Consider the following 20,731-nt stretch of genomic DNA (forward strand, 5'->3'; position numbering starts at 1 on the left):
CTCAATGCGTTCTCCGAACTTGACGGATCGCGGTTAACGGCAATTCTCCTCCAAAAGGGCTGCTGTTCAATCAGCCTGTTGAGTGAGGGAACATGCTGATCTTTTTCGGAACTGCGGGCGATGTCGAAGGCCTGGGTGCCGGCATGTCGGGAAGCGCGGTCAGCGAGCAGATCAGGGCCGCGGCCGGTGGGGGCAACCGCGTGCGGCTGGTCGTCCTGGATGAATCGCGCGCCAGGCCGACCGTCGATGGCCTCCCCGCATCCATCGAGCTTCTGTCCGCCCATCCGGCCGAAGACGGCGACCTCGGGCTCGAATGCGGTGCCATTGTCGTCCTGAACGTCGAAATCCCCTTTGCGCATCTCATGAAGGTGGCACGGGCGGCGCGCGACGCCGGCGCCCATGTCGTCTTCAATCTGTCCTGCATGCCGGCCATCTTCGCGATGCCCGAACTGCATGCGGTGCTGGGCAGAACCGATATCCTGATCCTCCGGCAGGTCGAGCTGCAGAAGGCGGTCGGCCTTCTCGGGCAGGAGATGCTGGGCGATTGCCAGACGACGACGGAGATGGTCGGCGCGCTTGCCTATTGGGCGTCGTTTGCGGTGGTTGCAACGGACGGCCGCGAAGGCGCGCTCTATGCGGAAGGCGAATCGCCCGCGCAGCGCTTTCTGTCTCCCCGTGGCGAAGACATGAACGAGCGCTCCGTGAGCAACAATTTTGTCGGCGCCCTGACGGCGGCCCTGTCCGTTCGCAAATCGATGCCCGAGGCGATCGAGGCCGCCTTGTCGAAGGCCACCGCGCCTCAGGCCGAGACCCCTTATGAAGCAAGGGCCGGCAGCCCTTTCAAGACTTTGTCCAATGTCATTGGATAGTCCCGAACACGTATGCCGCATGCATTGTATATGGCGTTCGTCACGGCGGCTCCGACACCGCTGATCGCCAGTTCGCCGATGCCTTTGGACGCCAGCGGGCTGGCATACCGATCGAGCTCCGGCAGCAGGACGACCTCCAATTGCGGCACGTCTGCATTCACGGGGACATGGTATTCAGCTAGATCGTGGTTGACCATGAGCCCGCTGCGCGGATCGATGACGAGCTCTTCCGTGAGCGCCGTGCCGATACCGAAAATCTGGCCGCCGAAACACTGGGAGCGCGCCGTTTTTTCATTGAGGATCCGGCCGGCTGCGCCCACCGTCAGCAGGCGGCGGACGCGAGTTTCACCGGTGATCGCATTCACCGCGACTTCGCAGAAATGCGCACCGTAACTGGCCTGATGCGTTGATTTGAAAGCCTTGCCGGGCTTGAAGGTCGCTTCCACGATAAGATCCTCCAGCCCGACCAGGGCCGACAATTTCACCTGCCTGTTGGCGGCGATGGCACTGCCGTCGGCCAGTGTAATGTCTCCTGGCGCAACGCCCATGCGCTCTGCAAGCGCCGCAATCACGGCCTCGCAGGCCGTATAGACGGCGGACCCGGACGAACTTGCCCCCCATGAGCCACCCGAGCCTGGCCCCTGCGGCAGACTGGAATCGCCCAGTACGACGGTGACGTCCGACAAATCCACTCCCAGCATGTCGGCGGCAATCTGCGACAGGATCGTATAGGTGCCGGTGCCGATATCCGTCATGTCGGTTTCGATACGCACCCTGCCGTCCGTGGTCAGCGTCAACCGCGCGCTTGCGGGCATGAGCAGGTTCTTGCGCGAGGCTGCCGCCATGCCGATGCCCACGAGCCAGTCGCCCTCGCGCCGGCTGCCGGGTGTCTTCGGGCGTGCGTCCCATCCGAACAGGCGGGCGCCCTCGTCCATGCAATCCACCAGCCGCCGCGACGAGAAGGGCAGCCCATCCTGCGGATCGATCTCCGGTTCGTTGCGCTTGCGAAATTCGATCGGATCGAGGCCGAGCTTCTCGGCCATTTCGTCCATGGCGTTTTCCAGCGCCAACATGCCGACGGCTTCTCCTGGCGCCCGCATGGATGAGGCCAGTAGAACGTTTACATTCACCTTGCGATGGGTGATGCGGCGGTTTTCGCCACTGTACAGGAACACCGTCGATATGCCGGCCGGTTCGAAGAAGGAATCGCCCTCGGTATTGCCGGAGACGGTATCGTGCCCGATCGCCGTGATCCGACCGTCCCGCGTGGCGCCGATACGCATACGCTGGACCGTATCGGTGCGTCGGCTCGTCGTCTGGAAAACCTGCTGCCGCGTCAGCGCGATCTTGACCGGCCGCCCGACTTCCCTGGCGGCAAGTGCCGCGAAAACGGCTTCCGGCCCGATTCCGAGCTTGCCGCCGAATCCGCCGCCGATAAAGGGCGCTATCAAACGCACCTTGTCCTTGCCGATTCCGAGAGCCGCGGCCAACTGGCCGACATTCGTGGATACGAGCTGGTAGCATCCATGAACGGTAAGGCTGTCGCCATCCCATTCGGCGATGGCCGCGTGGGGCTCCATGGCGGCATGGCTCTGGGCGGGGGTGGTATAGGTTTCGTCCAGCGTTACCTCGGCCTGGGCGAAGGCGGCCTCGAAGTCGCCTTTCTCCACAGTTGACGGCATGGCCCCGTCGCCCGGGTCGAATGCCTCGGAGAGCCCTTCCAGAAGATCGTAGCGACCGGCTGTCGGCTCATAGTCAACCCGCACCAGTTTCGCGGCGTCCCGCGCCGCTTCGAAGGTTTCAGCCACGACGAGGCAGATGGGCTGCCCATAATAGGCCACCTTGCCGGCGATCAGCGCAGGCTTCTTGTCGTTCGGGTCGGCAGCGGCCCGGACGCCGCGCGGGTCTGTCACGACATGCAACACGTCCGGCGCAGCCATCGCCGCGTCGACATCCAAGCGCGCGATATTGCCGACGCCCCGTGTCGACAGCACGAGGAAGCCGTAGGCGAAGTCGGACGACCTGTCCTTCATCTGCTCGTAAGCGTAAGGCGCCTGACCGCTGACCTTGAGTTGGCCTTCGTATCTGTCGACCGGCTTGCCGATCACCGACACCGCGCCTTTGTCCAGCCGCGTCTCGTCTGCCGGCTCATCCATCCTGTAGCTTGTCTTGATGGCACTCATGCGGGCTTGCCCCCTGTCGTCTCCTCCAGCACGGCAACCAGTGTGCGGCGCGCCAGATCGATCTTGAAATCATTGTCGCCGTGGCCCACCGCATCCCGCAGCAGGATATCTGCGGCCGTCAGGAACAGGGCTCGCTCCGGACGCTCTCCGGCCAATGCCTCTTCCACGGCGCGGGATCGCCACGGCACCGTGCCGATGCCGCCGAATGCAAGGCGCGCAGACGTGATCCGCCCATCCTCCACGGCAACGATGGCAGCCACGGAGACGAGGGCGAAAGCGTAGGAAGCACGGTCGCGTACCTTGCGATACACGTGTCGGCCGGACGGGGGCGGCGGCAGCACGACGGCGGTAATCAGTTCGCCGGGCTCGAGGGTCGTCTCGATATGCGGCGTATCTCCGGGCTGACGATGGAACGCATGCAGCGGGATACGCCGTGTGCCGCCTTGCGCGTCCAGTGTCTCCACTTCGGCATCCAGGGCGCGCATCGCGACGGCCATATCGGACGGGTTGGCAGCGATACACCGATCCGAAGCGCCCAGAACCGCCATCATGCGGTTGAAGCCCTGCATGGCATCGCAGCCGCTGCCGGGCTCGCGCTTGTTGCAGGCGGCGCTCGTCTCGTAGAAATATCCGCACCGGGTGCGCTGCAGCAGGTTGCCCCCGGTCGTTGCCTTGTTACGCAGCTGCCCGGACGCGCCGGCCAGAAGCGCGCGCGACAAAACAGGGAAGTCGCGGCGGATCGCCGGGTGGGCGGCAAGATCGCTGTTTGGGACCAGCGCCCCGATGCGTAATCCGCCGTCCGCATCCGGCTCGATGTCCTTCAGCGGCAGGCGCGAAATGTCGACGAGCGTCTCCGGCGTCTCGACCTGAAGCTTCATCAGGTCCAGAAGATTGGTGCCCCCGGCGATGAACCGCGCGCCGGCCACAGAGGCTGCCAGCGCGGCGGCGACGGGTTCGGTTTCCCGGATGTAGTCGAAGCGCCTCATGACTCCACCTTCGCCGCTGCATCACGGATCGCATCGACGATGTTGGGGTAGCAGGAGCAGCGGCAGATATTGCCGCTCATCCGCTCGGAAATCTCGGCGTCGCTCAGTTCCGCCCCGCCGTCGAGAAACTCCGTCGCGTGGCTCGGCCAGCCATCCTTGACCTCGCCCAGCATGCCGACGGCGGAGATGATCTGGCCAGGCGTGCAGTAGCCGCACTGGAAGCCGTCATGCTTCAGGAAGCTTTCCTGCATCGGATGGAGGTCGCCGGGCATCCCCAGCCCCTCGATCGTGACGATCTCGTCGTCCTCGTGCATGACGGCGAGCGTCAGGCAGGAATTGATGCGGCGGCCGTTGACCAGCACCGTACAGGCGCCGCACTGCCCATGGTCGCACCCCTTCTTCGTACCTGTCAGCGCAAGGTGATCCCGCAGCGCATCGAGAAGAGACGTCCGTATGTCGACGTCCAGCGCATAGTCGCTGCCATTGACCGTCAGTTTCATGGCCGATGTCGTCCTTCCCTGTAACCGTTCCAGACTTTGAACGCGGAACGGGCGGGAAGGATGCCATCCAGGCCGAAAGACACTCCATCAGGGGCGGGACAGGACGCCCCCTGTCATCGGATGCGGAACACCGGTCGTGCCGGGAAAACTCAACGGAAGGCCGCGCAGGCTGCGGACGGCCAGCAGCGCGAAGCACTCCGCCTCCACGGCATCGCCGCGCAGGCCGACCGCGTCGGCATCGACTGCTTCGACGCCGCATCGCGATGCGATCTCACGCATGATGACGGGGTTCTTCCGGCCGCCGCCGGAGACGACGATCCTCTCCACCCGCCCGGGCAGGAGCTTCAGCGCGGCGGCAACGCATGCGGCGGGGAATGCCGATAGCAGGGCGGCGCCATCCGCGAGCGACAGCCCTTCCGCGAGCGCCGATGTAAAATCGTTCCTGTCGAGAGACTTCGGATAGGGCGCGGACAGATAGGGGTGGGCGGCAAGCCGCGCCAGGCGCCTTTCGTCGACGATGCCGGCGGCGGCGATGGCGCCATCCCGGTCCATCGTCTGGCCGGTATGGCCCGATATCCAGTCGTCCAGCGGGGCATTGGCCGGCCCGGTATCGAAAGCATGCAACGTCCCTTCCGGCGCACACCAGGTGATGTTGCCGACGCCTCCGAGGTTGAGCAGCGCGCTGCCCGAACCCGCCCCGATATGGCGCAGCAGCGCACGGTGGTACACCGGTGCCAGAGGGGCCCCCTGCCCGCCAGCCGCAATATCCGCGCCCCGGAAATCGTTGACGGTCGCTATGCCGGTCAACCGGGCCATCAGCATGCCATCGCCCAACTGCCGGCTCGCCCCGATCCGGGCGGACGTTGCGGCGCGATGCAGCACCGTCTGCCCGTGAAAGCCGATCACCGAGACCTTTGCCGGATCGATGCTTTCGCGCCCGAGAACGGCCATCACCGCCGCCGCCTGGGCTCGTGTCAGCGCCTCTTCCGCCTCGCGGAAGATGGCGGGCTCCGGCCCCGTGAAGTTCCAGGCCGCGGCCTCTGCCATCGCCTGTCGCAAAAGTCGGGTGACCTCGGCGGGATAAGGCTCCAGCGCCTGCGCCCCGAGCGCCAGGATGTCGTCCCCATCGGTTTTCAGAAGGGCCACGTCAACGTTGCCGTCAAGTGCCGTCCCGGTCATCAGGCCGACGGCCCACCTCTCATCCATGGTTGTTCCTTCCGACGCCTGTCGATCTTGCGAAAGGCTTGCGCAAGCCGAATCCAATGCGCTAACCACCACAGTAAAACCGCCATAATGCGGTAAAGAAAATCTGAGGAAACGCCCATCATGTCCGCCGATGCCCCGGATGCGAGCCGCACGAATGGCGGCCCGTGGGCCTTTCACCTGAAATCGACGCTTGCACTCGGCCTGCCGCTGATCGGCGCGCAGCTCGCGCAGGTCGGCATGAACGTCACCAACACGGTGATGCTCGGCTGGCTCGGCCCGCTGGAACTGGCCGCGGCCGTGCTGGGCTGGCAGATGTTTTTCGTGGTCTGGATGTTCGGCTCGGGCCTCGCCTACGCGGTGATGCCGCTGGCAGCCAACGCGGCCGGCGCGAGCGATACGCGAGGCATCCGCCGGTCTGTACGCATGGGGCTGTGGGCCATACTGGCCTATTCCGCCGTGTTCATGGTTCCCCTGTGGTTCGCCGAGCCGGTCCTGAAGGCACTCGGGCAGCAGCCCGACATCGCCGCTCTGGCCGGCCAGTACATGCGCGTGCTGCAGTGGTCGCTCGTCCTGCAACTGTTCGTCATGGTGCTGCGCTCGTTTCTCAGCGCGATCGAGCGTCCGCGCATCGTGCTCGTTGCGCTCGTTATCGGCGTCGTCGTCAACGCCATACTCAACTACGTCCTGATTTTCGGCCATTTGGGCCTGCCCGCCATGGGCATGGCCGGGTCTGGGCTTGCCACGCTGATCGCCGTCGGCGCCGTTGCGCTTTTCCTGTCGCTGTATTGCGCGCGCCATCCGCTGCTGCGCGGCTACGAGCTCTTCGTCCGGTTCCTGCGGCCGGATTGGCCGGCGTTCCGCGAGGTGCTCCGGCTTGGCTGGCCCATCGGCGCCACCATCGTTGCGGAAGTCGGCCTTTTCACCGCCACGTCGATCATGATGGGCTGGTTCGGACCGCTGCAACTGGCGGCGCACGGCATTGCACTGCAACTTGCCAGCATCGCCTTCATGGTGCCGCTGGGCCTTGCCGGCGCCGCCACCGTACGCGTGGGTCGGGCCTATGGCCGGCGCGACGCGGCCGGAATCTCCCGCGCGGCGCGCACCGCGGTCGGCGTCGGTGTGGCGGCGGCATCCCTTGCAGCCCTGACCTTCTGGACGCTGCCCTATGCTCTGATCGGGCTCTATCTCAACGAGGGGGACCCGCGCTCCGCCGAGGTGCTTGCCTATGCGGTGCCCTTCGTGGCCGTGGCAGCGGCCTTCCAGCTCGTCGATACGGTCCAGGTCTTGTCCAGCGGCGCCTTGCGCGGGCTGCGCGACACGCGGGTGCCGATGCTCATCGCCATCTTCAGCTATTGGGGCATCGGCATGCCGACGGCTTATACGCTGGCCTTCGCAGCCGGCTGGGGCGGCATCGGCATCTGGTGGGGCCTGGCCATCGGCCTGGCCGCTTCCGCCGCCTTGATGACGGGGCGCTTCCTGCGGCGCGAGCGCCGCGGCGCTCTGCTCCTGGGTACGTGAGATCAGCCGAAGCCTGCCGCCACCCTTGCCGCGCCCTCGCCCATCAGCCGCTTCAGCTGCGCGGTCAGGCTATCCACGAAACCGCTGTCCGCAGGCAGGTCGTCGCCGAAGATGCCCAGGCCGAAAAGGGCTTTTGCCACTTCGTCGGCCGACGACTTTCCGGCAAGCCCGGCCTTGATGCGCTCTGCCATCGGATCGCGGACGTCGATGGGGCGTCCCTCTTCGTCGGTGCCCGTTACGTAGCGCATCCAGGCAGCCACGCCGAGCGACAGGCGCTCATGGCCAAGGCCTGACGCACGGCAGGCGCGGATCGTGTTCAGCAGCCGCTGCGGGATCTTCTGCGATCCGTCCATCGCGATCTGCCAGGTTCGATGTTTCAGGGCCGGATTGCGGAACCGGTCGCGCAGTTCGCCGCCATAGGCGCGCATGTCGAATCCGGCGATCGGGGGAAGCGTCGGGATCGCCTCTTCCTCCATCAGTCCGCGCACCAGCGCGTCGAAACCGGGCGCCATCATCGTGGCGTGCACGGTCTCGTGCCCGGCGAGGTAGCCAAGGTAGGCAAGGGTGGAGTGACTGCCGTTCAGAAGCCGCAGCTTCATCAGTTCGAAGGGCTCGACGTCGTCGACGAAGGTCACGCCGGCGTCTTCCCAGGCCGGCCGGCCGCTGGCGAAGCGATCTTCCACGACCCATTGGCTGAACGGCTCGGTGGCGATCGGCCACGCATCCACCAGTCCGAGCGCGTCGGCCACGGTCTGGCGGTCGGCGTCGGTGGTGGCCGGAACGATCCTGTCGACCATGGTCGACGGAAATGTCACCGCCCCGCCGATATAGGCGGCCAGGTCCGGGTCGCGCATCTCGGCGAAACGCGTTACGACACGGCGCACCGTCTCGCCGTTGGACGGGAGATTGTCGCAAGACAGCACAGTGAAGGGCGCCAGCCCGGCAGCGCGCCGGCGGGCGATCGCCTCGACCAGGTAGCCGATGGCGCTTTTCGGCGTTGCGGGCGCGGCCAGGTCATGCACGATATCGGCATTGGCCTCGTCGAGTTCGCCGGTCGCCGGTTTGTGGCAGTATCCCTTTTCGGTCACCGTCAGGCTGACGATCCTTGTATCGGGCGCCGTCAGGGCGTCGAGGACGGCGGCGGGCGACTCGGGAGCGACCAGGAGCGACGTGATCGCCCCCACGACCTGCAGGCTCTCGCCGGTGGCGTCGCGCACGGCCACGGTATACAGGCCGTCCTGCGGTGTCAGCGCGTCGCGCGTATCGGGCGAGCGCAGGGATACACCGACGATGCCCCATCCGGTATCGCCGGAGTTCAGCACGGCTTCCGTATAGACGGCCTGGTGCGCGCGGTGGAACGCCCCGACGCCGAGATGCACGATCCCGTGCCGCAGCGAGCCGCGGTCGTAGGCAGGGCGCGCGATCCCCGGTTCGAGGGCCGCAAGAGTGGCGTCGGAGAGGCGTTCGGTCATGCGGGGTCGATCATCCTGTGTCGGCTGTGGGCTGCGCTGCGTCAGGCGGCGGTCAGGATCACCTTGACGCTCTGCGAGCGATCCAGTGCCAGGCGGAATGCCTCCACGACATCGGGCAAGGGGCGACGTGCCGTAATCAGCGTGGTCACGTCGATGGTACCGGAAGCGATCAGCTCGACGGCTTCCTCGAACACGTTGCCGAAGCGGAAAGACCCGAGAAGGTCGATTTCCTTGGACATGACGGAATTGGCCAGAACGGGCAGCTCGCCGGCGGCGAGGTTGCCGATCTGCACGATCGTACCGCCCCGTCGCACGGCCTTGATTGCCGCATTCAGGCCGGCCGGCGAGCCAGTCGCCTCGAATACCACGTCCGGCGGTGTGCCCAATCCCTCGGCCAGATCCTGCTTCGATACATCCACGACGGGGGAAAACCCGAGCTTCTGGCCGAAAGCCAGCGGCCCGGCGGCGATGTCAGCCATGGCCACCTGCGAAGCGCCCTTGTGCCGGGCCACCATGGCGGTCAGCAGTCCGATGGGGCCGGCGCCCATGACCAGGGCATACCGGCCGGTCATGTCGCCTGCGCGCGACACGGCATGCAGACAGACGGACAGCGGCTCGGCAAGGGCGGCCGCCTCCATGGGCAGGCTGTCCGGTATCTTCACGCATTGCGCCGGAATGGCGTCGAACTCGGTTGCAAATCCGCCCGCCATATGGGGCGTCTTGGAAGCCGAGCCCATGAAGTAGATGTTCTCGCACAGGTTCTCCCGGCCCTCGCGGCAGGGCTTGCAATGGCCGCACCAGCGCGATGGGTTCACGGCCACGCGGTCGCCGACGGCGAGGCCGGAAACCCCCTCCCCGAGCGCCGAGATCGTGCCCGCCACTTCGTGGCCGAGGGTCAACGGAGACGTCACCACGAAATCGCCCGTGCGGGCATGGCGAAAGTAGTGCATGTCGGAACCGCAGATGCCGCCGGCTCCGAAGGCAACGCGCACCATGCCGGGCGCGACAGGCTGCAACGTCTCGTCTACGAAACGCAGGTCTTCCGGTGCAAAGATCTTGGCGGCGCGTGCGGCGGTGCTCATGCTTTCCATCCCATGGCGATGTCAGACAATTGGCCTGACCAATAGCATCCCGGCTGTGTGCCGTACGGGTGGGGCTAAGTCAATGGCGGCCCGCCGCCGCACGGGTTGTGGCTCGGCGGTTTCGCAGGAGCGCCAAATGGTCTATTGGCGCGATATGCAACCGACGGAACGAAGGATTTTTCAATGTCCGATATGCCGGATCGCCTGTCCGTGGATCCCGACAGCCCCTACTACGATGAGGAGCTGCTTCAGAAGGGCATAGGGATTCGCTTCAAGGGAGAAGAGAAGACCAATGTGGAAGAGTATTGCGTCAGCGAGGGCTGGGTGCGCGTCAGCCTCGGCAAGTCGGTCGACCGGCGTGGAAAGCCGCTGACGATGAAGTTGACGGGCCCGGTCGAGCCCTATCTTCGTTCCGAGTGATATTCGCGCCGCGAACCGCTTGACAGGATCGCGGCGCTTTTCCTATATCGCGCCACCGTCGACGCAAGCGTCCGGCGGTTTGCTACGGGCCTTTGGCCCTGCGTGGCGGAGTAGCTCAGTTGGTTAGAGCAGCGGAATCATAATCCGCGTGTCGGGGGTTCAAGTCCCTCCTCCGCTACCACTTCCTGCCTTTCAATGTGGGGCTTTGGCGCAGCCAGATGCCGACCCTGCGGCGGTCAGCCAAGGCAAGCTGCGGCCGGCGTTTATTTTTGACTGTTCAATCAGTCAGTACGGATCTATGATCGATGATCTCGATTTCGCGGCCCGATGCGTCCTGATCAGAGCGCATCCACCCGCTGGAGCGCGGAAGGTTTGCTCATGCGTGCTCGAACCGAGAAGCTCGTCGGCCGCTTCGACTACATCATTGTCGGGGGTGGATCGGCCGGGTGCGTGCTGGCCGCCCGACTTACCGAGAACCTCGATACGACGGTGTTGTTGTTGGAAGCCGGACCGCCGGATAGTGGCTTGATGATGAAAATTCCGGCTGGGGTCTACAGGGTCTATCACAATCCCAAATGGACCTGGCGCTTCGAAAGCGAGCCGCAGGCCGAACTGAATCATCGAAGGATTCCCGTGCCCCGCGGTCGGACCCTTGGCGGATCGTCATCGGTCAACTCGCTGGTCTACCTGCGCGGTCATCCGGCGGATTACGATGGCTGGGCTGCAGAGGGGCTGACGGAGTGGGGCTATGCAAACTGCCTGCCGTACTTTCGCAAGTCGGAAACCAGCGACAGGGGGCCGTCACTGCATCGCGGTGGCAATGGGCCCCTCCACGTCCAGCAGGGCCGCTTGCAATCAACGATCTTCGATCGTTTCCAGGAAGCCGCGGCTTCGGCCGGCCACCGCATCGTCGACGACCTGAACGGACCGGATGCAGTCGGCTTCGGCCGCATGGATGCGACGAAGATTGGCGGACGTCGCTGCAGTGCCGCCGTCGCATATCTGCACCCGGCCATGAGCCGCGCCAACCTGACGGTCCGTACGAATTCGCTCACACACAAGGTGAACGTCGTTTCCGGTCAGGCGGTCGGCGTGACCTACCAGCGAGGCGGAGAACTGGTCACCGTCCATGCCGATCGCGAGGTGATCCTGTGCGGGGGCGCCATCCATTCCCCGCAGCTGCTGATGCTTTCCGGCATCGGCCCGGCGCAGGACCTGCGCCGCCACCGCATACCCGTCGTGGCCGACAGTCCCTTCGTGGGCCGGAACCTGCAGGACCATCTCAATCTGGGATTGTCGTTCCAGTGCACCGAAAACGTATCCCATGCCTGGATGGGAACGCCGGCCGGCAAACTTCGCGTCGGCCTGCAATGGCTGATCGATCAAAGCGGCCCGGCCGCATCGAACATCTGGGAGGTTGGCGGTTTCGCTTGCGTTACGCCGGGCGCACGGCTTCCGGGCGTTCACTATCATCTTGGACCGATGAAGATCGATACGCGCCCGGATGGACGCTTCTCCCTGTCGAACGGTTTTTCGCTGCATATGTCCCAGACACGCCAGCATAGCACCGGCAGTGTCACACTACGCAGCGGCTCGGTACAGGACGCGCCCGTCATCGACTTCAACTTCCTGTCCGACCCTCGCGACCTGATCGCGCTGCGCAATGGGGTGCGCATCACGCGCGAGATCGTAAACCAGCCCGCCATGCAGCGGCTGGGAACACAGGAAGACCTGCCCGGCGCCGGACTGTCCAGCGATCAGCAGATCGACGATGCCCTGCGGGCGCATCTTGCGACGGAATTCCACCCGAGTTGCACCTGCAGGATGGGCACTGGCGAGCAAGCCGTCGTGGATCCGGAATTACGGGTCATCGGCGTCGGCGGGCTACGCATTGTAGACGCGTCGGTCATGCCGAATATCGTCGGCGCCAACCTTAACGCTACGGTTATCATGATTGCCGAAAAGGCGGCCGACATGATCAGGGGCGTACGTCCGCTTCAGCCCGACCCGATCAGTCCGCAATCGGCCGTGGTTCTGGCCGAGCTGCGCGGTTCAACCGCGCTTGAATAAGGGAATCCAGCCAGCCGACCGACATATCCGGTACCGATGCCAGCAGTTTTTCCGTGTAGGGCGCCTGCGGCGGCGTGAATACCGCGCCCGTGGGCCCCTGCTGTACGATACGCCCTTCCTGCATCACGACGACGCGATCGGCAATCGCGCGTACCACTTCGATATCATGCGTGATGAACAGATAGGAAACGCCGAGCTTGCGCTGCAGGTCCACCAGCATCCGCAGGACATCGGCCTGGACCACCTTATCCAGAGCCGAAGTGATCTCATCGCAGACGATCAGTTCGGGGTCCGCCGCCAGCGCACGGGCGATTGCGACGCGTTGCTTTTGCCCCCCTGAAAGCTGCCCCGGCAAACGATCCAGATGGGTTTCGTTCAGCTCCACGAGTCTCAGCAGTTCCACCACCCGCGTATCGCGCTTGGCACCGGTGAGCCCATGGTACAGCTGGACGGGGCGCCCGATGATCTGACGCACGGTCGTGCGCGGGTTGAGGGCGGTATCGGCGGACTGGTAGATAAGCTGAATCCGGCGCTTGAGGCCGAGGGGCCTTCCGGCCATCGTCGGGGGCAGAATCGCACCGTCGAAGACACATCTACCGGTGGACGGTTCCTTCAGCCCCGTAACGACGCGGCCGAGTGTCGATTTGCCAGAGCCTGACTCGCCGACGATCGCGACGGTTTCCCCGCGCCGGATATCGAAGTTGATATCCGCCAGCACTTCGAATTTTCCGTAATGCGCGGTCAACGACTGGATGGACAGGATCGGCTCGGCTTGGCGTTCGTCCGGCGGCTGGCTGGCGGGGGACATTTCGTGCACCGCCCACAAGCTTCTTGTGTAGGGGTGCGCCGGCGCATCCATGATCTGCCGTATCGGCCCCTCTTCAACGACTTCGCCGAAGCGCAGCACGGCAACGCGATTAGCGATCTGCGCAACCACTGCAAGATCGTGCGTGATGTATATGGCAGCGACGTGGAACTCTTCGATGACCTTCCGGATCGAGATCAACACCTCGACCTGGGTGGTGACGTCCAGTGCGGTCGTCGGTTCGTCGAAAACGATCAATGCCGGGTTGCAGATCATCGCCATGGCAACCATTGCGCGCTGCAGCTGGCCGCCGGATACCTGGTGCGGATAGCGCGTGCCGAAGGTTTCGGGGTTCGGAAGCTGCAACGCCCTGAACAGGGCGACGGCGCGCGCCTCCGCAACGGACCGCTTCATGCCGCCGCGATCCACGGCCGCCGAGATCACCTGCTGCATGAGGCGGTGGGCGGGGTTGAACGCGGCCTGAGCGCTTTGCGCGATGTAGGCTACGGTGGTTCCCCGCAGCTTCCGCCTGGCGTCCTCGGGAATGGCAAGCAGGTCCACGCCTGCCAACCGCACCGAGCCCGACGTCACTCTTGCGCCCGGCCTAAGATAACCGAGGGCAGACAGCCCAATGGTCGACTTTCCGGCTCCGGACTCGCCGACAAGGCCCAGCACCTCGCCGGGGCAGACCCTGAAGCTCACGCCCTTGACAATCGGCAACCAAGACTCGTTCGCGCATGCCTCGATGCGCAGATCCGAAATTTCGATGACGGGCTTACGGTCCGTTTGTGGTGCTGTGTGCGTCATGGTCTCAGCTTTCCTCGGTCAGACCGCTGGCGCGATGCAGCATCCAATCCACCACGAAATTGACCGCAATCGCCAGAAGGGCGATCGCCGCTGCCGGGATGAGGGGCGTGATGTCCCCCATGTTGATGAGCGCGGCATTGTCACGAACCATCGACCCCCACTCCGCCAGGGGCGGCTGGATGCCGACCCCCAGAAAGGACAGCGCCGCAATGGAGAGGAAGATGAAGCAGAACCGCATCCCCAGCTCGGACAGAAGCAGCGGAAGGATATTGGGAACGATCTCATGGATCGATACCCAGACAAGGCTTTCGCCGCGGGCGCGCGACGCTTCGACGAAATCGAGATTGGCGACGTTCAGTGCCGCTGCTCGCGAGATCCGATAGAATCTCGTCGACGTCAGAACCGAGATGATGAGGATCAGGTTCGGAATGGAAGAACCGAAGATCGACAGGATCATCAATATGAAGATGAGGTCCGGTACCGACATGACCGCATCGACGATACGCGAGATGATCTGGTCGATCACGCCGCCCACCAGCGCCGAGAATACGCCGAGCAGGCAGCCGATCGAAAATGAAATGATGGTGGTGACCAGAGCGATCGAGATGGAGTTGCGCGCGCCGAAGATGAGGCGCGAAAGGTAGTCCCGGCCAAGCTGGTCGGTTCCGAGCCAGTGGGCGGAGCTCCACGCCTCGAACGGCACGCGAGACACGACCTCCACTTCGCCATAGGGCGCGAGCCCCGACGCGAAGATGGCCACGAAGGCATAGAGCGCGACGACCACCATGCCGAACTTGGCCGTCAGGGGTGCCGATCGAAGCAGCATCCAGGCACGAAGGCGAAGGCCGGGATGGGCGATCGATGGGGCGATGCTCTGTTCCATGACCTTCCTCATCGTGGATGCAGGAGACGCGGATTGCTGACGATCGATATGATGTCAGCAATGAGATTGAACCCGATATACGCCACCGCGAAAATGAGCGCGCATGCCTGGATGACGGGTACGTCTCGATTGCGGACCGCGTCGATCATGGCTTGTCCGACACCCGGATAGACGAAAACAACTTCGATGACGACGACACCGGAAATCAGGTACGCGAGGTTCAGCGCTACAACGCTGGCTATGGGTCCGACGGCATTTGGAAGCGCTTCACGCAGGATGACCCTGCGCTCCGGTTCCCCTTTAAGGCGCGCCATCTCGATGTATGGACTGGCCATAACCGAAAGAATGGCCGCCCGCGTGTTGCGCACCATATGCGCCAGGATGACGAGCAGGAGCGTCAGGATGGGCAGTATCATGCGATAGAGCTGCTCGCCGAAGTCCATGCCGTTCCGGATGCCCGCCATGGATGGGAACCAGTTCAGCTTCACGGCGAAGAGCATCATGACAATGTAGGCAACGAAGAACTCCGGCAGGGAGATCGAAGCCAGGGTCGTGGTCGACAGGAAGCGGTCGATGAAGCGGCCTCGGAACCTGACACAGACGATACCGAGTACGATCGCCAGGGGAACCGCTATCAAAGCGGTGATCGTTGCCAGCGTCAGGGTGTTGGCAAGGCGCGGCCCGAGCACCGCCATCACCGGGCGTCCTGCGAAGGACGTACCCATATCGCCGCTGACGGCGCCGCCGAGCCAGCCGACGTACCGCCATAGCGCGGGCTGGTCTAGGCCAAGTTTGAGTTCCATCGCCTGCACGGCGGCCGGCGTCGCGTTCTGTCCCAGGATCGCGGATGCGTAGCTTCCCGGTAGCAGGCTGACCGAAAAGAAAATGATGAGCGATACGATCAGGAGGCTCAAGGCTCCCAGGCCGATCCGGCTGACAACCATGGACAGGATCGGATGTGACGTTCGGGTCATGCGCGCGGTCTCCGGCGGCTACCGTGTGGATAGAACGTGCCACAAACTTGGCTGTCGGGGGTTTGCGGTTCAGGCGTCAATACGCCACCAGCGTTCCGAACACCGATGATTGTCCGCCGGAAGGATTCCTCCGGTCTGGCCATGCCCGATCGCGCGGCTCATCGCCAGTCGCCAGGATACGAAGGCGACCGTAATCACACCGCCGTCGTCGTGCAGGATCTGCTGCATCTCGCGGTACCGTTCGGCACGTATCGCTTCATCCTGTTCGGAATGGGCAAGGCCGTGGAGCTCGTCGAAGCGCGTATTCCTGAAGCCGGTATTGTTCCACGGGGCATTCGATGTGTAGGAGGTTGCGAAGAGCCAGTCGAGCGTTGCTCGGCCATACCAGTCCGCCGCGTTGAATGGCTTTACCAGCCAGACATTGTCCCAATACCCATCATCGGCTTCCTGGACGACGTTGATCGTGATGCCGGCCTTGGCGGCGTGCTCGCGGTAAAGGACGGCCGCGTCGATGGCCCCGGGAAAGGCTGAATCCGCCACTGACAGGTCGACGGTCAGTCCTTCGATACCCGCGTCGGCCAGAAGCTTGCGGGCAGCCTCCGGATCGTACCGGTGCTGCGGCGGGGTAGCGCTCCAGAGTTTCATGATGTCGGCGACCGGGTTGTCGTCACCGACAGCGGCCTCCCCCAGGAAGACCTTCGCAATGATGTCATCGCGATCCATGGCCAGCTTCATGGCCTGCCGGACCGCCGGATTGTCGAAGGGGGAGGTGGAAGTATTCATGTCGAAGGTCAGGTGCCGCAGGCTCGGTGTGCGATGAATGACGAACTGCGGATTACGCTCGATCAGCGCAATGTTGCGAATATCGACATCCTCTATGACATCGACCTCGCCGGTCAAAAGTGCATTGAGCCGCGCGTTCCGATCCGGAATGGCGATGAACTCCACGGCATCGAAATATGGCAGGCCGGGCTTGTGATAGTCGGAATTGCGCACCAGGCGGGCGGCCATGCCCGGCTCGAAACTTTCCAGACGGAAAGCGCCTGTCCCTATTCCACTTTCCCAGTCGATCCCGCCCCCATCCCTGGCCGGAAAGATGGACAGGTGATAGTCCGAGAGGAGATAGGGGAAGTCGGCGTTACCGTCTTTCAAGGTGACGACGAGACGGTCGTCCCCCTCCAGTTCCATTCGATCGATCTGGCCGACGATCGGGAGTGCGCCCGAGGTGCTGCCCTCGCCCATATGGTGACGAAGCGATTCCATGGCATCGACGCCGGTGAAAGGCCGTCCATCGTGGAACCGTACGTCCCGCCGCAGGGTGAATACCCATTGGCGCGCGTCGCTGCTGCTTTCCCAACTGACAGCAAGGTCTCCGGCAAGCGAGCCATCGGGAAGGATCTCGACCAGATTATTGCAAAGCGCGCCGTTGAAGGCGGCCCCGCACATGACCGTGCTCCAGCTTCCCGGCTCCAGCGTATCCTGCTGCGAACCATCGTTCACACCATACTTCAGCGACCCACCCTGGCGGGGGCCATCCTCGGCAAAGGTGAATGAAGGTAGCAGGCCAAGACCCGCGCCCGCGGCCGCCCCTACGATAAGCGCGCGACGTGTGGGCCGGAACGCGGCCGAGGCGCACAGGATCTGATCTGCAATGGTCGTATCCCGTTTACTCATATGGCAGCCTCCGGTCGCAAGAGACGGGTTTGAGTGATGTCGCGTATCAGGACTTGAGCCACCAGCGCTCGCACAGACGCATGTTGTCCAGGGGCATCAATCCGCCGACTTCGCCGAAGCCGACACGGTCAGACACGGCGTCGCGCCAGCTGACGAAGGCAACGGTGATGACGTTCCCGTCGTCCCGCAGGATCTCCTGCATCTTTCCATAATCGGCGCCGCGCTTTTCTTCGTCCGTTTCGGCCCTTGCCGCCTTGTGTAAGGCGTCGAACTCTGCATTCGACCAGCCGGAATTCCAGGGCGCACCGGTGACGTAGCTTGTCGCGAAAAGCCAGTCGACCGTTGCCCGTCCGAAATAGTCCACGGCACAGAAGGGCTTCTTCCGCCAAACATTTTCCCAGTATCCATCCGCCGCCTCGCGGACGACGTTGATGTTGATGCCAGCCTGGGCCGCGTGTTCCTGGTACAGGGTCGCCGCCTCGATCGCGCCCGCAAAGGCGTTCTCGGCAACCGACAAGTCGATCTGGAGCGTATCGACGCCGGCCTTCGCCAGATGGTCTTTTGCCTTGGCGATGCTGAACTCTCGTGCCGGCAGGTCCCGGTGATATTTCTGGATGGACGCGACGGGGTTGTCGTTGCCGATCGCCCCCTCGCCCAGGAAGACCTTGTCGATCACGTCCTGTCGGTCGAGGGCGTATTTCAGCGCCAGCCGTACGTCGGGGTTGTCGAAAGGCGCAACGCGGGTGTCCATGTCGAAGGTAAAGTGCCGCAGGCTAGGCGTGCGCACGATGGCGAAATCGCCGGATCGCTCCACCAATGACACGTTGCGAATGTCGAGGTCCTGGATGAAGTCGACCTCGCCCGTCAGAAGCGCATTCAGCCGGGCGGTCGCATCCGGAATATTGATGAACTCGACCTCGTCGAGATAGGGCTTTCCGTTCTTATGGTAGTTTGGATTGCGCTTCAGTCGCGTCGCGATGCCGGGTTCGAAGCTTTCTAGAAGGAACGCTCCCGTTCCGACACCCGATTCCATGTCGATGCCGCCGCCATCCAGGGCCGGGTAGATGGACAGGTGATAGTCCGACAGAAGGTAGGCAAGATCGGCATTCCCCTCGGTCAGAGTGATAACGACGGTCTCGGGCCCATCCGCATTGATGGTTTCGATCTGCTGGACGATCGCCCGTGCGCCAGACGTCGAATCCGGCTTCATGTGATGCAGGAGGGACTGGCGCACATCCTCTGCAACGAGGCTTTTGCCGTTATGGAAAACCACCCCCGGCCGCAGCTTGAAGCGCCAGATCTTCGCCCCGGAATCCAGTTCCCAGCTTTCCGCGAGATCGCCTGCGACAGATCCGTCGGGCAATATTTCGACAAGGTTGTTGAAAACCCCGCCATTGAACGACGCGCCCGTCCAACTGGTCGACCAGGTACCGGGATCGAGGCTGTCGTTCTGCGAGGCATTGTGCAGGCCGAGCTTCATGAAACCGCCGGAGGCCGGCTCTTCGGCGCGCGCACCGAAAGGCAGCACGGGCAGTGCGCCAGCACCGACGATGGCAGCGCTGCGGATCATGAAATCGCGGCGCGACAATCGCCCACGGCGCACGTCGTCATGCAGTTTATCGATCTGGCGCCGATACGAGTCTGTCATATGCCTGCCCTCTCGAAGTCCGCTTGGATGATGGTCGTCAACCCCTGGCAAGCGTGCCCGACATCCCGCCGAGCACCCCCTTGCAACGACAATACGCGGAAACGGAACCCTGTCAACAAACTGATTGACCGATCAATCGAGAAATGTTTACCGTGTGCTTCCTCCCCCTCTCCCAGGCAAGGATCCGGGCCCCATGACCGACACGGCGCTCTGCTATCTTGGTGCAGTCGAATTGTTGCGCTTGTACCGCAAAAGGGAGGTCTCGCCGGTCGAGGTTGTCCAGGCTTGCCTGGACCGCGTGGAAGACACCCGCAACGATATCAACGCCGTCTGCTTTACCTATCCCGAAGAGGCGCTTGCCGCAGCCCGCCTGTCGGAGGAGCGCTATATGTCCGGCTCGGGCGCGGCGGGTCCACTCGATGGAGTTCCGCTCGCCCTCAAGGACGAGAATATGATGGCGGGCAAGGTGACGACCTATGGATCGCTTCTGTTCGCGGACCACGTGGCGGACGCGAGCGCACCTGTCGTCTCGCGGCTTCTGGATGCCGGATCGGTCGTTCATGCCCGCACGACTACGCCGGAATTCTCATGCACCCCGTTCTGTCACTCGCGCCAGTGGGGGATAACGCGCAATCCCTGGAACACCGCATTCACGCCCGGGGGCTCATCCGGCGGAGCTGGCGCAGCCCTGGCCGCTGGCCTGACGCCACTTGCCACCGGGTCGGACATCGGCGGGTCTATCCGCATTCCGGCCTCGGCTTGCGGCGTGGTCGGCTTCAAGCCGCCATACGGCCGGGTACCGGCGACACCGCCTTTCAATCTGGATCACTACAATCACCCTGGGCCGATGGCACGCAGCGTGGAAGACTGCATGCTGATGCAGAACGTATTGGCAGGCCCGCACCCGCAGGACATCACGACGCTGAAGCCCAAGCTCGAGTTGATCGCCGATCGCTCGGGGATCAAAGGCTGGAAGATCGCCTACTCGCTCGATTTCGGGTTCATGCAGATCGACCCGGAGGTCCGGGCCAACACGCTGCGCGCAATCGAGGTTCTGGCGTCTCTCGGCGCCACGGTCGAGGAAGTCGACCTTTCGTGGACATGGGATGTCTACGAGGCCGCCATGACCCATCACAAGGCGCTGTTCGGCGCCTGGCTCGCCGAGTATCTCGACGATCGCGAAGATGCCTTGTGCGCATACACGCGGCGCTTCGCACGCGCCTCCCTGAACGTCGGTACAATCGACTACCTCAACTCCCTTTCAGTCGAAGGTCGCATGTGGCAGCATTTCGGGCCGATGATGGAAGGGTTCGATCTCTTCATCTGCCCCACCCTTGCGGTGCCGGCCGTGGCCGCGGATTTCGATATCGAAACGGATATCGTGATCAACGGGCAGGTTGTCGATTCACTCCTTGGCTGGACGATGGCGTGGCCGTTCAACATGCTGAGCCGCTGCCCTGTCCTGTCCGTACCTTCTGGGCGGGCGACCAGCGGCGTGCCGACCGGAATCCAGATCGTCGGACGCACCTTCGAGGACCAGTCCGTGTTTAACGCCGCGTTTGCTTACGAGGCTGCCATGGGCGGCTGGTTCCGCTCCAATGCCGACCGGCCATCCCTGCAGGGCGCAAATTGAC

General features: G+C 63.8%; 16 protein-coding genes and 1 tRNA gene. 6 read left to right on the forward strand and 11 right to left on the reverse strand.

All coding sequences use genetic code 11. The features are described 5' to 3' along the window. The first annotated feature begins 92 nt into the window (after positions 1–92). Positions 93–869 (forward strand): carbohydrate kinase family protein, encoded by a 777-nt coding sequence (locus IGS74_RS15925; protein WP_192387398.1) that lies wholly within the window; start codon positions 93–95, stop codon positions 867–869. Here the strand turns inward: IGS74_RS15925 and IGS74_RS15930 are convergent. The 4 genes from IGS74_RS15930 to IGS74_RS15945 form a co-directional block, all read right to left on the reverse strand. Further along, positions 815–3,052: a xanthine dehydrogenase family protein molybdopterin-binding subunit gene (locus IGS74_RS15930; RefSeq protein WP_192387400.1), complete on the reverse strand. Its 2,238-nt coding sequence runs from the start codon at positions 3,050–3,052 to the stop codon at positions 815–817. The two genes, IGS74_RS15925 and IGS74_RS15930, sit on opposite strands and share 55 nt — an antisense overlap. After that, complete coding sequence (locus IGS74_RS15935) at positions 3,049–4,038, reverse strand: xanthine dehydrogenase family protein subunit M (RefSeq protein ID WP_192387402.1); 990 nt, start codon at positions 4,036–4,038, stop codon at positions 3,049–3,051. The genes IGS74_RS15930 and IGS74_RS15935 overlap by 4 nt, the downstream gene beginning before the upstream one ends. After that, positions 4,035–4,538, reverse strand: coding sequence for a 2Fe-2S iron-sulfur cluster-binding protein (locus IGS74_RS15940; protein ID WP_192387404.1), 504 nt, complete (start codon positions 4,536–4,538; stop codon positions 4,035–4,037). The genes IGS74_RS15935 and IGS74_RS15940 overlap by 4 nt, the downstream gene beginning before the upstream one ends. Before the next feature lie 87 nt (positions 4,539–4,625). After that, on the reverse strand, positions 4,626–5,744 hold the full coding sequence (locus tag IGS74_RS15945) for an anhydro-N-acetylmuramic acid kinase (RefSeq protein WP_192387406.1): 1,119 nt from the start codon (positions 5,742–5,744) through the stop codon (positions 4,626–4,628). Between the two features lie 120 nt (positions 5,745–5,864). Here IGS74_RS15945 and IGS74_RS15950 point away from each other — a divergent pair, with 120 nt between their 5' ends. Beyond that, on the forward strand, positions 5,865–7,262 hold the full coding sequence (locus tag IGS74_RS15950; protein WP_192387408.1) for an MATE family efflux transporter: 1,398 nt from the start codon (positions 5,865–5,867) through the stop codon (positions 7,260–7,262). A gap of 2 nt (positions 7,263–7,264) precedes the next feature. Here IGS74_RS15950 and IGS74_RS15955 read toward each other — a convergent pair whose 3' ends face one another. After that, positions 7,265–8,734: a mannitol dehydrogenase family protein gene (locus IGS74_RS15955; RefSeq protein ID WP_192387410.1), complete on the reverse strand. Its 1,470-nt coding sequence runs from the start codon at positions 8,732–8,734 to the stop codon at positions 7,265–7,267. 41 nt (positions 8,735–8,775) lie between these two features. Beyond that, complete coding sequence (locus IGS74_RS15960) at positions 8,776–9,816, reverse strand: L-idonate 5-dehydrogenase (RefSeq protein WP_192387412.1); 1,041 nt, start codon at positions 9,814–9,816, stop codon at positions 8,776–8,778. A gap of 183 nt (positions 9,817–9,999) precedes the next feature. On the opposite strand from IGS74_RS15960, the gene IGS74_RS15965 reads away from it, so the two are divergent. The 3 genes from IGS74_RS15965 to IGS74_RS15975 all read left to right on the forward strand — a co-directional run bounded on the left by IGS74_RS15965 (position 10,000) and on the right by IGS74_RS15975 (position 12,306). Continuing rightward, complete coding sequence (locus tag IGS74_RS15965; protein ID WP_039192066.1) at positions 10,000–10,236, forward strand: DUF3297 family protein; 237 nt, start codon at positions 10,000–10,002, stop codon at positions 10,234–10,236. A 104-nt stretch (positions 10,237–10,340) separates the two neighbouring features. After that, positions 10,341–10,417, forward strand: a tRNA-Met gene (locus IGS74_RS15970). Between the two features lie 197 nt (positions 10,418–10,614). Next, positions 10,615–12,306: a choline dehydrogenase gene (locus IGS74_RS15975; RefSeq protein ID WP_192387414.1), complete on the forward strand. Its 1,692-nt coding sequence runs from the start codon at positions 10,615–10,617 to the stop codon at positions 12,304–12,306. On the opposite strand, the gene IGS74_RS15980 is transcribed toward IGS74_RS15975, so the two are convergent. The 5 genes from IGS74_RS15980 to IGS74_RS16000 all read right to left on the reverse strand — a co-directional run bounded on the left by IGS74_RS15980 (position 12,248) and on the right by IGS74_RS16000 (position 19,097). Then, entirely contained in the window at positions 12,248–13,918 is a 1,671-nt protein-coding gene (locus tag IGS74_RS15980) for an ABC transporter ATP-binding protein (protein ID WP_192387416.1), read from the reverse strand. The two genes, IGS74_RS15975 and IGS74_RS15980, sit on opposite strands and share 59 nt — an antisense overlap. 4 nt (positions 13,919–13,922) lie before the next feature. Then, positions 13,923–14,801 (reverse strand): ABC transporter permease, encoded by an 879-nt coding sequence (locus IGS74_RS15985; RefSeq protein WP_192387418.1) that lies wholly within the window; start codon positions 14,799–14,801, stop codon positions 13,923–13,925. An 8-nt stretch (positions 14,802–14,809) separates the two neighbouring features. Beyond that, a complete protein-coding gene (locus IGS74_RS15990) occupies positions 14,810–15,775 on the reverse strand; it encodes an ABC transporter permease (RefSeq protein WP_192387420.1) in 966 nt (321 codons plus the stop codon). A gap of 69 nt (positions 15,776–15,844) precedes the next feature. Beyond that, on the reverse strand, positions 15,845–17,449 hold the full coding sequence (locus IGS74_RS15995; protein ID WP_192387422.1) for an ABC transporter substrate-binding protein: 1,605 nt from the start codon (positions 17,447–17,449) through the stop codon (positions 15,845–15,847). Between the two features lie 46 nt (positions 17,450–17,495). Then, a complete protein-coding gene (locus IGS74_RS16000) occupies positions 17,496–19,097 on the reverse strand; it encodes an ABC transporter substrate-binding protein (protein ID WP_192387424.1) in 1,602 nt (533 codons plus the stop codon). Between the two features lie 193 nt (positions 19,098–19,290). On the opposite strand from IGS74_RS16000, the gene IGS74_RS16005 reads away from it, so the two are divergent. Next, a complete protein-coding gene (locus tag IGS74_RS16005) occupies positions 19,291–20,730 on the forward strand; it encodes an amidase family protein (RefSeq protein WP_192387426.1) in 1,440 nt (479 codons plus the stop codon). Position 20,731 lies beyond the last annotated feature (1 nt).

This window comes from Aureimonas sp. OT7, from assembly GCF_014844055.1.
Taxonomy (GTDB): domain Bacteria; phylum Pseudomonadota; class Alphaproteobacteria; order Rhizobiales; family Rhizobiaceae; genus Aureimonas; species Aureimonas altamirensis_A.

Coding starts and splice junctions, on each gene's coding strand:
- IGS74_RS15925 (WP_192387398.1), top strand. CDS start 93: ATGCTGATCTTTTTCGGAACTGCGGGCGATGTCGAAGGCCTGGGTGCC.
- IGS74_RS15930 (WP_192387400.1), bottom strand. CDS start 3,052: ATGAGTGCCATCAAGACAAGCTACAGGATGGATGAGCCGGCAGACGAG.
- IGS74_RS15935 (WP_192387402.1), bottom strand. CDS start 4,038: ATGAGGCGCTTCGACTACATCCGGGAAACCGAACCCGTCGCCGCCGCG.
- IGS74_RS15940 (WP_192387404.1), bottom strand. CDS start 4,538: ATGAAACTGACGGTCAATGGCAGCGACTATGCGCTGGACGTCGACATA.
- IGS74_RS15945 (WP_192387406.1), bottom strand. CDS start 5,744: ATGGATGAGAGGTGGGCCGTCGGCCTGATGACCGGGACGGCACTTGAC.
- IGS74_RS15950 (WP_192387408.1), top strand. CDS start 5,865: ATGTCCGCCGATGCCCCGGATGCGAGCCGCACGAATGGCGGCCCGTGG.
- IGS74_RS15955 (WP_192387410.1), bottom strand. CDS start 8,734: ATGACCGAACGCCTCTCCGACGCCACTCTTGCGGCCCTCGAACCGGGG.
- IGS74_RS15960 (WP_192387412.1), bottom strand. CDS start 9,816: ATGAGCACCGCCGCACGCGCCGCCAAGATCTTTGCACCGGAAGACCTG.
- IGS74_RS15965 (WP_039192066.1), top strand. CDS start 10,000: ATGTCCGATATGCCGGATCGCCTGTCCGTGGATCCCGACAGCCCCTAC.
- IGS74_RS15975 (WP_192387414.1), top strand. CDS start 10,615: ATGCGTGCTCGAACCGAGAAGCTCGTCGGCCGCTTCGACTACATCATT.
- IGS74_RS15980 (WP_192387416.1), bottom strand. CDS start 13,918: ATGACGCACACAGCACCACAAACGGACCGTAAGCCCGTCATCGAAATT.
- IGS74_RS15985 (WP_192387418.1), bottom strand. CDS start 14,801: ATGGAACAGAGCATCGCCCCATCGATCGCCCATCCCGGCCTTCGCCTT.
- IGS74_RS15990 (WP_192387420.1), bottom strand. CDS start 15,775: ATGACCCGAACGTCACATCCGATCCTGTCCATGGTTGTCAGCCGGATC.
- IGS74_RS15995 (WP_192387422.1), bottom strand. CDS start 17,449: ATGAGTAAACGGGATACGACCATTGCAGATCAGATCCTGTGCGCCTCG.
- IGS74_RS16000 (WP_192387424.1), bottom strand. CDS start 19,097: ATGACAGACTCGTATCGGCGCCAGATCGATAAACTGCATGACGACGTG.
- IGS74_RS16005 (WP_192387426.1), top strand. CDS start 19,291: ATGACCGACACGGCGCTCTGCTATCTTGGTGCAGTCGAATTGTTGCGC.